11 protein-coding genes are annotated in these 12,740 nt (G+C 59.2%); 6 read left to right on the top strand and 5 right to left on the bottom strand.

The genetic code is table 11. The annotated features are described in order from the left end of the window. Nucleotides 1–33 precede the first annotated feature (33 nt). From rsfS to C934_RS0106735, 6 genes are all read left to right on the top strand, one after another. The gene (gene rsfS / locus C934_RS0106760; RefSeq protein WP_018855943.1) at nt 34–477 is read left to right on the top strand and encodes a ribosome silencing factor; all 444 of its coding nucleotides are present in this window, start codon (nt 34–36) and stop codon (nt 475–477) included. A gap of 109 nt (nt 478–586) precedes the next feature. Next, nucleotides 587–1,069, top strand: a complete 483-nt coding sequence (rlmH, locus tag C934_RS0106755; RefSeq protein WP_026371615.1) for a 23S rRNA (pseudouridine(1915)-N(3))-methyltransferase RlmH — start codon at nt 587–589, stop codon at nt 1,067–1,069. Between the two features lie 118 nt (nt 1,070–1,187). After that, nucleotides 1,188–2,642, top strand: coding sequence for a murein hydrolase activator EnvC family protein (locus C934_RS0106750; protein ID WP_018855941.1), 1,455 nt, complete (start codon nt 1,188–1,190; stop codon nt 2,640–2,642). Next, on the top strand, nt 2,632–3,954 hold the full coding sequence (locus C934_RS0106745; protein ID WP_018855940.1) for a S41 family peptidase: 1,323 nt from the start codon (nt 2,632–2,634) through the stop codon (nt 3,952–3,954). Before C934_RS0106750 ends, C934_RS0106745 begins: the two co-directional genes overlap by 11 nt. An 80-nt stretch (nt 3,955–4,034) precedes the next feature. Continuing rightward, the gene (locus C934_RS0106740; RefSeq protein ID WP_018855939.1) at nt 4,035–5,240 is read left to right on the top strand and encodes a divergent polysaccharide deacetylase family protein; all 1,206 of its coding nucleotides are present in this window, start codon (nt 4,035–4,037) and stop codon (nt 5,238–5,240) included. A gap of 14 nt (nt 5,241–5,254) precedes the next feature. Continuing rightward, nucleotides 5,255–5,788: an RNA pyrophosphohydrolase gene (locus tag C934_RS0106735; protein WP_018855938.1), complete on the top strand. Its 534-nt coding sequence runs from the start codon at nt 5,255–5,257 to the stop codon at nt 5,786–5,788. Between the two features lie 36 nt (nt 5,789–5,824). Here C934_RS0106735 and bfr read toward each other — a convergent pair whose 3' ends face one another. From bfr to C934_RS35550, 5 genes are all read right to left on the bottom strand, one after another. Then, on the bottom strand, nt 5,825–6,310 hold the full coding sequence (gene bfr, locus C934_RS0106730) for a bacterioferritin (RefSeq protein ID WP_007528518.1): 486 nt from the start codon (nt 6,308–6,310) through the stop codon (nt 5,825–5,827). After that, nucleotides 6,276–6,689 carry a (2Fe-2S)-binding protein gene (locus C934_RS0106725; RefSeq protein ID WP_018855937.1) on the bottom strand — a complete coding sequence of 138 codons (414 nt, stop codon included), beginning with the start codon at nt 6,687–6,689 and terminating at the stop codon, nt 6,276–6,278. The genes bfr and C934_RS0106725 overlap by 35 nt, the downstream gene beginning before the upstream one ends. Before the next feature lie 68 nt (nt 6,690–6,757). Continuing rightward, nucleotides 6,758–10,189, bottom strand: coding sequence for an error-prone DNA polymerase (locus tag C934_RS0106720; protein ID WP_018855936.1), 3,432 nt, complete (start codon nt 10,187–10,189; stop codon nt 6,758–6,760). Beyond that, nucleotides 10,189–11,643: a Y-family DNA polymerase gene (locus tag C934_RS0106715; RefSeq protein ID WP_272481245.1), complete on the bottom strand. Its 1,455-nt coding sequence runs from the start codon at nt 11,641–11,643 to the stop codon at nt 10,189–10,191. The genes C934_RS0106720 and C934_RS0106715 overlap by 1 nt, the downstream gene beginning before the upstream one ends. Nucleotides 11,644–11,653: 10 nt before the next feature. Beyond that, nucleotides 11,654–12,601 carry an ImuA family protein gene (locus C934_RS35550; protein ID WP_018855934.1) on the bottom strand — a complete coding sequence of 316 codons (948 nt, stop codon included), beginning with the start codon at nt 12,599–12,601 and terminating at the stop codon, nt 11,654–11,656. Nucleotides 12,602–12,740 lie beyond the last annotated feature (139 nt).

Raw genomic sequence — 12,740 nt, 5'->3', positions numbered from 1 at the left:
AACTATGATTTGGTCACCAAATCAGTGATGTGCATGTTTTGTCATTCCGAGAAAGGGAAAGCACTGACAACAGTACACGCCAAGGGAAAAACGCTTGCCGTTGTCCCGAAGAGCCCGGAACGTGGCGCCGATGCTGCCGCCCGCGCCCTGCACGCCGTCCTCACTAGCCTTGAGGACTCTAAGGCTGAAGATATCGTCACCATCGACATTGCTGGAAAATCGGCACTGGGAGACTTCATGGTCGTCGTCTCCGGGCGCTCGAGCAGGCATGTCATGGCGATCTCGGACCACCTGCTGTCTGATCTCAAAGACGAGGGCCTTGGAAGCGCCCGCGTCGAGGGTCAGGAAGGCGGCGATTGGATCCTGATCGACACCGGCGATGTCATCGTCCATGTCTTTCGTCCAGAAATACGCGAGTTCTACAACATCGAAAAGATGTGGGCCGCGCCCGATATGGACGAGGAAACGGTGCACTAACAGGCTGCTGGACGCTGTGTCCGCGGCCTGATAGACGGCATTTATTGGCCGGACGAATCCGGCTGGCGGCAGGTGTGTGCCGCCGGTTGCCGAACTGCGGGAGCGGATGATGCGTGTTGGTCTTTTTGCGGTGGGGCGGCTGAAGTCCGGCCCCGAGAAGGATCTTGCGGCCCGCTATTTCGATCGCTTTGCCAAGACCGGTCCTGCGGTCGGCCTCGAATTCTCCCGCGTGGCCGAAGTGGCTGAAAGTCGTGCGTCGAATGCCGATACGCGCAAGCGCGATGAAGCGGCGATGCTGCAGAAGTCGTTGTCCGAGGGGAGTGTTCTCATCCTGTTGGACGAGCGCGGCAAGGCGCTGGACAGTGAAGGCTTTGCCAATCTCCTTGGAAACTATCGCGACCAGGGCAAGCGCGACCTGATGATTGCCATCGGCGGTGCCGATGGCCTCGATCCGTCGCTATACGACGTTGCCGATGCAACCCTCTGTCTCGGCAAGATGACTTGGCCGCATCAGTTGGTTCGCACGCTCATCGCCGAGCAGCTTTATCGAGCCGTCACGATCCTTTCCGGCCACCCCTATCATCGCGTCTGATGGATTGCGTTGCTCACGTGAGCGTGTCCGTCCTGGTGTGCTCAGTCCCTCAATCGATCTGGCAAAGAATGTCAAATCAGCTTAATCTCCGCGCGATTTGAAGGGATTTCAAGCTCGTATGCCGACACGCGCGTTCAAGCCAAAATACGTCATTCTGTCGGCCTTGGCTGCAGGCTTGAGCGTGTCTGTGGCGGCAGTTGCGAACCGCCCCTTCGCTTCCGGCGCCTTCGCGCAGGATGCGCCGGAAGCTGCGCGGATCTCGCCGCCGGAGGCCCCTGCCCTGGCAAGCGCAACGGTTGCCCAGCCGCCGCCCGATCCGGCGGCCGACCTTGCGAAGAAGCGAGACGAGACGCGCGCCGAGCTTGAAGCCCTATCGAAGACCATCAGCCTCTCGTCCGATAAGGTTGCGGAGCTTCAGAAGAGCATCGCGGATCTGGACAAGAGCACCAGCAGCGTTCGCCAGGCGCTGATCGATTCCGCGGCGCGGCGCAAGTCGCTCGAGAAGCAGATCCTGGAGAGCGAGAAGAAACTGGCCGATCTCGGCGTCAAGGAAGACGCCGTCCGCCGGTCATTGCATGAGCGGCGTGGCCTGCTGGCCGAGGTGCTGGGTGCCCTGCAGCGGATGGGCCGCAATCCGCCGCCGGCCCTTCTCGTGACACCTGACGACGCGCTCGCTTCGGTTCGCAGCGCAATCCTGCTCGGCGCGGTGGTTCCCGGTATCCGAAAGGAAACTGACAAGCTCGTCGCCGATCTTGCCAACCTGTCTGCGTTGCAAACGGCAAGCGCTGCGGAGAAAACGGCGCTCACCACGACGATGACCAATAGCATCGAGGAAGAGCGCCGGATGGACTTGCTTCTCGCTGAAAACGAGAAGCTGAGCCGCAGCAGCGTGGCGGAACTGGATGCGGAGAAGAAGCGGTCGGAGGATCTTGCCAGCAAGGCAACAAGTCTCGAGGGACTGGTGGCATCGATGGAAACCGAGATCGCATCGGTTCGCGACGCCGCCGCCGCGGCCCGCCAGGCCGAGGAAAACCGCAAGCTCTTAACCGACGAGCAGCGTGCCCAGGCCAAGGCCCTCGCGGAGAGCGGCGTGCCTGATAAAAACCGCATTGCGCCCGCATATCCCTTCGGAGAATTGAAGGCGAAGCTGGAATTGCCTGTGGCAGGCGATATCCTCCGCCAGTTCGGCGATGCCGACGGAACCGGCCATGAGGCGATGGGAATGACGCTTGCCACCAATCCGGAAACGGTGGTTACCGCTCCCGCAGATGGGCTTGTCGTTTACGCGGGTGCTTTTCGCAGCTACGGCCAGATGATCATCCTCGATGCCGGCAACGGCTACCACCTTGTCCTCTCCGGAATGGAGACGATCAGCACGCGCCAGGGGAAGTTCGTCTTCTCCGGCGAGCCACTTGCAGCCATGGGCGCGAAAAGAGTGGCGAGCGCGACAGCATTGGCGCTGGAAACCAACCGTCCGACGCTTTACATTGAATTTCGAAAAGATGGAAAACCGGTCGATTCCCGGCCTTGGTGGACCGCTAAAGACACTGGAAAGGCACGCAATGATTCGTAGGGCTTCTCTTGTTCTGGTCGGCGCATTGATGGGTGCGACCGCGATGAGCGTCATCTATTCGGCAGGCGTGCCTGCGGAAGCAGCCGGAGCCTCCACCTACAAGGAGCTTTCCGTTTTTGGTGACGTTTTTGAGCGTGTGCGCGCACAGTATGTGACGCCGCCGGCCGAGGACAAACTCATCGAAAATGCCATCAACGGCATGCTTTCTTCGCTGGATCCGCATTCGAGCTACATGAATGCCAAGGATGCGGCTGACATGCAGACCCAGACGAAGGGTGAATTCGGCGGTCTCGGCATTGAGGTCACCATGGAAGACGAGCTCGTCAAAGTCATCACGCCGATCGACGACACGCCGGCGGCAAAGGCTGGCGTTCTTGCTGGCGACTACATTTCCGAGATCGACGGTCAGTCCGTTCGCGGCCTGAAGCTGGAAGACGCGGTCGAAAAGATGCGTGGCCCGGTCAACACGCCGATCAAGCTGACGCTGATCCGCAAGGGTGCCGACAAGCCTATAGAGCTGACGATCGTTCGCGACGTTGTGGCTGTGCAGGCCGTGAAGTCGCGCGTCGAGGATGATGTCGGCTATCTGCGCGTCATCTCCTTCACGGAGAAGACCTACCCCGATCTCGAGAAGGCGATCGAGAAGATCAAGAAGACGGTTCCGGCTGACAAGCTGAAGGGCTACGTCCTCGACCTTCGTCTGAACCCGGGTGGTCTGCTCGACCAGGCGATCCAGGTGTCGGATGCGCTGCTGCAGCGTGGCGAAGTGGTTTCCACCCGCGGCCGCAATCCCGATGAGACCCGCCGCTTCAACGCTGGTCCGGGTGACCTCACGGACGGCAAGCCGGTAATCGTCCTGATCAACGGCGGTTCGGCATCTGCTTCGGAAATCGTTGCCGGCGCGTTGCAGGACCTGCGTCGTGCTACCGTTCTCGGAACGCGCTCGTTCGGCAAGGGCTCGGTTCAGACGATCATCCCGCTTGGCGAAAACGGCGCGCTGCGACTGACGACGGCGCTCTACTACACGCCGTCGGGCCGCTCGATCCAAGGCACCGGCATCACGCCGGATATCAAGGTCGAAGAGCCGCTGCCGGACGATCTGAAGGGCAAGATGACCACCGAAGGCGAGTCCAGCCTGCGTGGGCACATCAAGGGCCAGAGCGAGACGGACGAAGGCTCCGGTTCGGTTGCCTATATTCCGCCGGATCCGAAGGACGACGTTCAGCTCAACTACGCGCTTGACCTGCTTCGCGGCAAGAAGACGGACCCGTCCTTCCCGCCCAATCCGGACAAGGCCGTTAGCGCCAAGTAATTGCAATTTGAGGCGTCAGGCCGGATGGTGTATCCGGCCTGACGCCTTTTTGCTGTCCTGATTCTGAAGCGGAAACGAGCTTGAATACCGATCTGCACGCACCACTAGGACAGGGCCGTAAGGTTAAGCGGCAGCGGCCGGGTATTCTGCGGACGGGCCGTGTCGTCGCCGGGATTTGCCTCGTTCTGATCGGGGTTTCGTCGCTTTATACGGCATTCCGCGGAGATGGGCTGAAGCGCGAGAAGCCGCCAGTTCAAGACCAGGCGGCTTTGCCGCCATCCGATACTATTCAGAATCAGGTGCCGTCGCGGTCTTCGACCCCTGCCGCTCCAAATGGTATGGTGCCATCCGATCCCCGATCGGGTGCCAATGTGGAGCAGATGGTCACGGGCGATGGATCTGTCGTCACGAAATACTCCCCGAGACAACGCGACGGAAATGGCCCGGTGCTAGTTGATGCCTCGCAGGTCGGGCAGGACCCACGGATGGCGGCGTTGCCGAACGATGCGCTTCTGGAAAATACGCCGTTGGGGCGGCTCCCGATCGTCGGGCCGGACGGACGTCGCCCGATGGACCAGTACGCGCGACCATGGTCCGGTGCACACGGAACACGTATCGCGATCGTTGTGAGCGGATTAGGGTTAAGCCAGACAGGCACGCAGCGGGCGATCCAGCAGTTGCCGGAGGAGGTCACCTTCGCTTTTGCCGCCAGCGGCAACAGCTTGCAGCGCTGGATGCAGGAAGCGCGCCGCGGCGGCCACGAAATCCTGCTGCAGGTTCCATTCGAGCCTTTTGATTACCCGGCAAACGATCCCGGGCCGGATACGTTGCTGACGTCGACGTCGGCTGCGAAGAATATTGAAAGCCTGCACCGGGCGATGGGCGAGATCACCAATTATACGGGCATCATGAATTATCAGGGCGGGCGCTTCCTTTCCGACCCCAACGCCATGGAGCCGGTGATGCGGGATATCGGAAAGCGCGGGTTGCTGTTTCTTGACGACGGAACGTCGGCCCAGTCCAAAACCGCGGCAGTCGCAAAGGGAACGGAGGCGCCCTACGCCTTTGCTGATGTGCAGTTGGACAAGCAGCTTGATGTGAACGCCATCATCCAGAAGCTGGACGAGCTTGAACGCGTCGCAAAGCGCAATGGCCAGGCAATCGGTGTTGCCGCCGCCTTCGATGAGAGTATTGATGCCATCGCGCAATGGACGCAGGAGGCCGCGATGCGAGGCATTGAGATCGTCGGTGTCGCTGCGCTGACCAACGACCCGAAGAGACCCTGAAATAGAGAGAGCTGATGAGCAAGCTGATCGTCAACGCCGAAGACCTGCCGTATCGCCCCTGCGTCGGCGTTATGATCCTCAACCGCCAGGGTCTCGTATGGGCGGGGCGGCGGATTCCGGAAGAGAATTCCGAATATGATGGATCGCCGCAGCTTTGGCAGATGCCGCAGGGCGGCATCGACAAGGGCGAGGATCCGCTGGATGCCGCCTATCGGGAACTCTACGAGGAAACGGGCATTCGCACGGTGACGCTGCTTGCGGAAGCCAGGAACTGGATCAACTACGATTTGCCACCCCAATTGGTGGGCATTGGGCTAAAGGGGAAATTCCGGGGTCAGACGCAGCGCTGGTTTGCCTTCCGTTTCGATGGAGATGAGAAGGAGATCGCAATCAATCCGCCGCCCGGCGGCCATGCGGCGGAATTCGATGCATGGGATTGGAAGTCGATGGAAAGCCTGCCCGGTCTCATCGTGCCCTTCAAGCGGGCGGTCTATGAGCAGGTGGTCGACGAGTTCAGGCACTTGGCTGGCCTAAGCGCCGCAGAGTGAATGACCGGCGGCCAGGGCTGCCGGTCATGTCAATCGTTATTCGGCCTCGTTGGCGGAGTCGGCATTGAGCTGGCCGTACTTCGATTCGCCGATCTTGCCGAGCAGCTCCAGCTGTGTTTCGAGGAAGTCGATGTGACCTTCCTCGTCTGCCAGGAGCTCCTCGAAAAGCTTCATCGAGACGTAGTCCCCGGCCTCATGACAGATGTCGCGTGATTTCTTGTAGGCCGTGCGGGCATCGTATTCGCCGGCGAGGTCGGCTTCCAGAACTTCCTTGACGTTCTGGCCGATCCGAAGCGGGGCAAGAGTCTGAAGGTTGGGATGACCTTCGAGGAAGATGATGCGCGCGACCAGACGATCGGCATGATGCATCTCCTCGATGGATTCTGCCCGTTCCTTCTTGGCGAGCTTGGTGTAGCCCCAATCTTCAAGAAGTCGGTAATGGACCCAGTATTGGTTGACGGCGCCGAGCTCGAGAAAGAGGGCCTCGTTAAGCCGCTCGATGACTTTTTTGTCGCCTTTCAATGTCCGCTCTCCTGTTTTCTTCATGGAATTCTCTGAGGCGGGACATGAAATCAAATATTTCGGCTTCCGTCGAGTGGTGACGGGCGTGATATTCCTCGGTCGTCTGGATGATGATGTCGACCACGTTCGGGAAGCAGCCACAGCAGCGGCCCCGTTTCCCCATGGCGTGGTATACCTTTGCAGGCACGATAAGCTGCCAACAATCCTCATCGAGAAGTTCTTTGATGACTTCCCGGATTTCGTGATCGGTTATGTAGTTGCAGCTGCAGACAAGCACGGCGTCATTCCAAACATGACATTCACTATCCCCTTTTCTGCAAAAGAAGATGATAGGTGTCAAGAAAAAATCGACTCGCGGAATAGGCCATTCGTCGCACATTGTGGGACTGTCGAAGGTACTCTCCGCTACATTGCAAAGCCTCAAATCCGGCGTTCTGATGCACGTTCTCAATGGAAATTGCGGCCCTTTGGCATGATCTGAGCTGTTTCCCGTGCTCCATGACTGCCGGAGATGAGGCTCTTCTCCATCACGGCGTTCTCAACTGAGTTTGCGAGTTTCCTTTGACGCGGATCCATCGTCGGATTGAGCGCTTGATCCGAACGATCGCTAACGCCAAAACGACGGGCTTCCTTCTGCAGGATGCCGAGCGCGGGGGTCATATCCTCGATATGATCGACGACGGTGTGGATCACGCCGCTCTGGCTCTGAAGCCTGCCATGAATCTTCACGAGTCGTGCTCCCATGACGATCGGGCGATATTTCTCGAAGACCCTTTGCCAGACAATGGCATTGGCAACGCCCGTTTCGTCTTCCAGTGTCATAAAGATGACGCCCTTGGCGGAGCCCGGGCGCTGACGCACTAAAACCAGGCCGGCGATCGTCACCCTTCTGCCGTTCGGGACGGTGAGAAGATCGACACTCCGCACGACCCCGGCTTTGCGGAATTCGTCGCGGAGGAACGAGACCGGATGACCTTTCAGGGAAAGCGAGAGGTAGCGATAGTCCTCGATGACTTGTTCGCCAGGCAGCATTTGCGGCAGCCGCGTCTCAGGCTCGACCTGCAAGTCGATGTGGCTCACCTGGTCGAACAGAGGAAGCTTTTCGGCAGCGCTCTTCGCATCAAGCGCCCGCACCGCCCAGAGCGCTTCCCGCCGCGACAGTTTTATGGAACGAAAGGCATCCGCATCAGCAAGCCGCTCTATATCCGCTTTCTGCAGGCCTGAGCGTAGCCAGAGATCGCGAATGGAAGAATAGCCCCTGCCTCTGTTGGCGACGAGTTGTTCCATACTCGCTTCCGAAAGGCCCTTTATCTGCCGGAAGCCAAGCCGAACGGCTCGCTTTGTCTTGATGACATCCCGCATGCTGGCATGCCGGAAATCGACTGAACGCTTGTTAAATTCTGCCTCCTCAAGCAAGCAATCCCAGTTCGATTCATTGATGTCGACGGGCCGGATATCAACCCCATGCTCCCTTGCATCCCTGACGAGCTGCGCGGGGGCATAAAAACCCATTGGCTGCGAATTCAGCATCGCAGCACAGAAGACATCAGGATAGTAGGCTTTCACCCAGGAAGAGGCATATACCAGTAGTGCGAACGAGGCCGCGTGGCTTTCCGGGAAGCCGTATTCGCCAAAACCCTTGATCTGGTTGAAGCATTGCTGGGCAAAGTCGCGGGGGTAATCCTTCGCGACCATGCCTTCGATGAACCGCGTTTCGAAATTGCCGATGGTGCCTGTTCGTTTGAAGGTCGCCATGGCCCGCCTCAGTTGGTCTGCTTCGGCCGGCTTGAATCCCGCAGCGGTGATTGCGATCTGCATGGCTTGCTCCTGAAAGAGCGGCACGCCGAGCGTTCGCTCCAGAACTCCCTTCAGTTCCTCGCTTGGATATGTCGTTGGGATACCGCGCGCTTTTTCCTCCCGGCGTTTCAGGTAGGGGTGGACCATGTCTCCTTGAATGGGGCCTGGCCTGACGATGGCGACTTCGATGACGAGGTCGTAGAATTTTTGGGGTTTCAGGCGCGGCAGCATGCTCATCTGCGCTCGGCTCTCGATCTGAAAGACGCCAAGCGTGTCGGCCCGGCACATCATCGCATAGACGGGCTCCTCATCCTCATGCTTATCGTTGCCGAGATCGGCGAGGGTCTTCTTCACGTCGTAATGCAGGAGAAGCAGATCGAATGCCCGCTTCAGGGCGGTCAACATTCCGAGCGCCAGGATATCGACCTTGAGGATCTTCAGATTGTCGAGATCATCCTTGTCCCATTCGACCATGTAGCGTCCGGGCATTGCCGTCTTCATGATCGGAACGACTTCATCCAGCCTGTCCCTAGTGATGACGAACCCCCCGACATGCTGGGTGAGATGGCGGGGAAAACCGAGAAGCTCGGATGCATATTTCAGCACGTTTTTGGTCATGGGATCGAAAATGTCGAGCCCGGCCGCCTTTGCTTCCCGTTCGGATAGCTTCTCTTCCGACCAGCCCCAGACCAAGCTGCCGATCGCGGACTGGACATCTTCTGAGAGACCGAAGGCTTTGGAAACCTCACGTCCGGCGGACCGGGTGCGATAAGTGGTCACCCCTGCGGTGAGACCCGCATGCTCCTTGCCGTATTTCTCATAGATATGCTGGATGACCTCTTCGCGCCTCTCATGCTCGAAATCGACATCGATATCCGGCGGTTCGTCGCGGTCCATCGACAGGAAGCGGTCGAAAAGCAGGGTGCTTTTCTCGGGATTCACCTCGGTTATCTCAAGGCAGTAGCAAATGACGGAATTTGCCGCGGAGCCGCGACCCTGACAGAGGATTTTTTTCTCATGCCTGGCGTACTGGATGATCCTGTGGACCGTCAGGAAGTATGGTTCATATTGCTTACGACGAACGAGATCCAACTCGTATTCGATGTTATTCTGAACTTTCTCAGGCACGCCGTTGGGGAAGCGCTTTGCTGCACCTGAATTGGTAAGGCGTTCCAGTGTTTCATAGGGTGTTTCCCCCTCGTCATTCTCGGAGGGATAGTTGTGCTCCAGTTCGTCGAGCGAAAAGGAAAGGCTTTCAAAGAACTTCCCTGTGTTTGTTACGGCGTGCGCATAGTCTCTGAAGAGGCGCAGAATTTCGTTGCCACTCTTGAGATAGCGTTCGGCATTCGGAGCCAGGAGAAAGCCAGCCTCGGGAATGGGAATATGCTCCCGGATCGACGTAACGATATCGGCGAGGGGGCGGCGGGCCGTATCGTGGTAGAGTGGCTGGTTGGTGGCGATCAGCGGGATGCGGCTACGGTCAGCTAGCATGGAGATGGTCGCAAACATGCGCCTATCGCGGCCGTCATAGGCGGGAGCGAGCGCCATGTGGATGTTTTTCCGGAAGCGTTTTCTGAAGCGCTCCAGACAGGCTTCGAACGCGGCGTGATTGTTATCGTCGGCAATGGACGGGTGCGGAATGATTGCAAGCATCATGTCGTCGCCCCATTCCATCAGATCTGCTTCCGACAGAATGCACTTACCCTTCTCGGCTCTCAGGTTTCCAGCGCTCAGCAACCGGCAAAGATGCGCCCAGCCCTGGCGATCTCGGGGGTAGGCAAGAATGTCAGGCGTTCCATCCGCAAAGACGAGGCGGGCTCCCGGCTGGAAACGGATCGGGTCGGGAATGATGTCCTTCTTCTCGCGCTCCTCCAGAAGCCCGGCTTTCATTCGTTCGAACTTCTTCCGGATCGCCTCTGCCTGGGCATGGGCCCGGACGACACCTGCAACTGAGTTGCGGTCGGCAATGCCAAGGCCTCCAAGCTTCATAACGGCAGCCTGAACGACCATTTCCTCGGGCTTGGAGGCGCCCTCCAGAAACGAGAAATTGGTCTTGGCGCCGATTTCGAAGAAGGCGGACATCAGGCAATGACCCCGTGCATGAACCAACTCTGTGTTGTGTCACGCTCATAATGACCCTGGCGATAGATCCAGAAGCGGCGCCCCTTATCGTCTTCGATCCGGAAATAGTCCCGATCCCCAGCATCCTTTCCATCTACGCCATCGAGCCACCATTCCATTGCCAGCCGCTCCGGGCCCTCGCTCTTCAAGACACGGTGCTGCATGCGCCGCCAGTGAAAGCTCGCTGGTGCGCCATCAGGGATTTCGATGGCAAAGGCATCCATCGGCTCCGCTTTCCGCAATAGCCGGATGGGCCGTTCGCTCCTGGCTGGTGGCAGATGCCCCTCCCGGGTTTTCGGGGCGGACAGATGTTCGATTGCCGGCACTGTAGTGTAGGCTCTTTCCGGTATGTGGCTCTCCCGCAATTGGAAGGTTTGCAGGCAGTCTTCTCCGAGGCGAGCTGAAACCCGATCCACGAAGGCAGCAAGAGACGCGTCCTTCCGCTGGCGGTGTTCGAAGTCTCCCTGTGACGTCACGAAATCTTCGTGCAGGAGTACGTTGAGACGAAGGATCTCGAATCCGTAACCCGCATCGAAATCGTCGTGAATTGCCTGCAGGCGTTCGGCAAAGAGGGCGGCAATGCGCTTGGGCTCCCGCAAGGGCTGCGCGGTCCCGGCAGAAATGCGAAAAACCTTGCCGTCGACACGGAACAGGACCAACTCGAAGATACGGCCGCCGACACCGCGGGCTTCCAGCGAGGGCTTCAGGGAGACGGCAACCTGACCCGTGAGTGCGAGGATATCGTCTTCGGCTCCGATCGGCTCAATCAGGCGACGTTCGACCGAGAGGCTTGCGACCGGCAGGCGTGGAGAGACCGGCTCTTCATCGGTCCCAAGCGCCTGATCGAGCCTCAAGAGCACAGCTCCCCCAAAGCGGCGGGCGAGGGGGGCGCGGGGCGCGGTCAGCAAATCGCCGACATATTTGAGGCCCATCTTGTCCAGGCCCCCTATGGTTTCGTCCTCGAGACGCAGGGCCGCGACGGGCAGGGGAGCCAACGCCTGTTCTGCCTCCCCATGCTCGATGATGCCGCCTTGGCCAAAACGGCTGATGGCCCAGGACAATCCAGGCGAGGAAGAGATGGCGCCGCGGGCGTCAATTCCCATCTGGAAGAGCCGTGCGAGAATATCCTTGAGAAGGGGCGTCTCACCGCCAAACAGATGGGCGCACCCGGTAATGTCAAGGAACAAGCCATCGACGCCGTCGAGAGCAACAAGCGGGGTATAGCGATCGCACCAGTCGGCGATCGCTTCCAGGAAGCGCCGGTTGGCGGCTGGGTCGTCCTCGATCACATCAAGCGTGGGGTAGATGGCGCGGGCTTCGGCGACACCCATATGCTTTCGGAGATTGAGTGTTTCGGCAGCCTCGTCCAGTGCCGTCAGCCGCATCGTATTGTTGAGGCGGCTGGAACAGACGATCGGTGCGGCTTCAGGACGTCCGTGCGAACGCCAGGAGAGCCCCCATTTCTTTCTTGCGATCCGGTCGGTTGGAAGGTGCGGAAAGTGGAGTGCCAGAATGCGTTGCGCGTTCGTCTGGAAGGCGAGGGTTGGCTGATTGGGAGACGGCGAAAAAACGGCGGTCATGGGGGTTCCACTCCAGTAGAAAGGAGAGGGGAGCCGGGTTGCGGCTCTTCTCCAGGGTGAGATGAAAAACCGGATTGCCGATGCTACCGCCCAGCATCGTGCCATCCGGCAAGGGGCGCGCCTGTGCCGGCGCGGGTGCTGCAAGGAAGCGGAAATAAGCGCTGCTGGCTTCTTCCTCTCCAGCCTGCCGCAACAGGAAAAGCGGGCGTTTCGATGCTTTCGCCCGCAAGCTCAAACGACGGCTCTCCGTCAGGCCGAATGGCTTTGGGTTGCCGCGGATCTCCAGAACCGTCGCAGGAAAAACGCCGCTTTCGACTGCAGATTCCGCAAGCCAGAGAGCGTCTTCAAGCTTGCGCGGACTGGCATAGAAGAACTGGTCCGGTTTCAGACCGAAATCTCGTAACCCTACGGCGTAGGGGACGCCTGCTTCCATCGTGGAAACCATGTCCGCGATCCACAGGATCGGTAGCGGCGCACTGTGGCTCTCCTCGACTTGACGCTGCAGCATGGCGGCAAGCGCCAGCACAAAGCCGCTGCCGGCACCGGCCTCCCGCAAGAGGTCGGTGCGAGCCTCGGTGATCCCGTCGAGCGGCAAGCCGCCATCGATCGCCTCGTCGAGTGCGGGTATTCCAAGAGGAAGACGCGGGCCGCTGTCGTTCTTGGCGGCGAGGCCTTTGTCGGCCAAGGCTTCGCTTTGCGCGGCCGCCAAGGCCGGCGCGGGCTTCCCTTCAAGCTTTGCAATGGTTTCGCGGAGCGCAAAAAGCCGCTCGCGCGTCACGGCCGACTGTGCCATGACGTTCTCCAAGTCTCAGATGTTCCTGTTATGTTCTTATGGATTCCAGAGGCGGGCGAAAGAGTCAACAGGCATTTGATGTGAATTTATTCCTGCCTTTGATTCCGCTCTCGAAAATCGTGCGCAAAGGTTCTATATG

This window comes from Rhizobium sp. 42MFCr.1 (genome assembly GCF_000377185.1).
GTDB lineage: Bacteria > Pseudomonadota > Alphaproteobacteria > Rhizobiales > Rhizobiaceae > Rhizobium > Rhizobium altiplani.
Note: the sequence above shows the minus strand (reverse complement) of the source record. Positions and strands in the feature narration are given on the sequence as shown.

Excerpts from the sequence above, each read along its gene's own strand:
- C934_RS0106725 (WP_018855937.1), bottom strand. The coding sequence starts at position 6,689 with ATGTGCGACGAATGGCCTATTCCGCGAGTCGATTTTTTCTTGACACCT.
- C934_RS0106735 (WP_018855938.1), top strand. The coding sequence starts at position 5,255 with ATGAGCAAGCTGATCGTCAACGCCGAAGACCTGCCGTATCGCCCCTGC.
- C934_RS0106750 (WP_018855941.1), top strand. The coding sequence starts at position 1,188 with ATGCCGACACGCGCGTTCAAGCCAAAATACGTCATTCTGTCGGCCTTG.
- C934_RS0106745 (WP_018855940.1), top strand. The coding sequence starts at position 2,632 with ATGATTCGTAGGGCTTCTCTTGTTCTGGTCGGCGCATTGATGGGTGCG.
- rlmH (WP_026371615.1), top strand. The coding sequence starts at position 587 with ATGCGTGTTGGTCTTTTTGCGGTGGGGCGGCTGAAGTCCGGCCCCGAG.
- C934_RS0106720 (WP_018855936.1), bottom strand. The coding sequence starts at position 10,189 with ATGTCCGCCTTCTTCGAAATCGGCGCCAAGACCAATTTCTCGTTTCTG.
- rsfS (WP_018855943.1), top strand. The coding sequence starts at position 34 with ATGTTTTGTCATTCCGAGAAAGGGAAAGCACTGACAACAGTACACGCC.
- C934_RS35550 (WP_018855934.1), bottom strand. The coding sequence starts at position 12,601 with ATGGCACAGTCGGCCGTGACGCGCGAGCGGCTTTTTGCGCTCCGCGAA.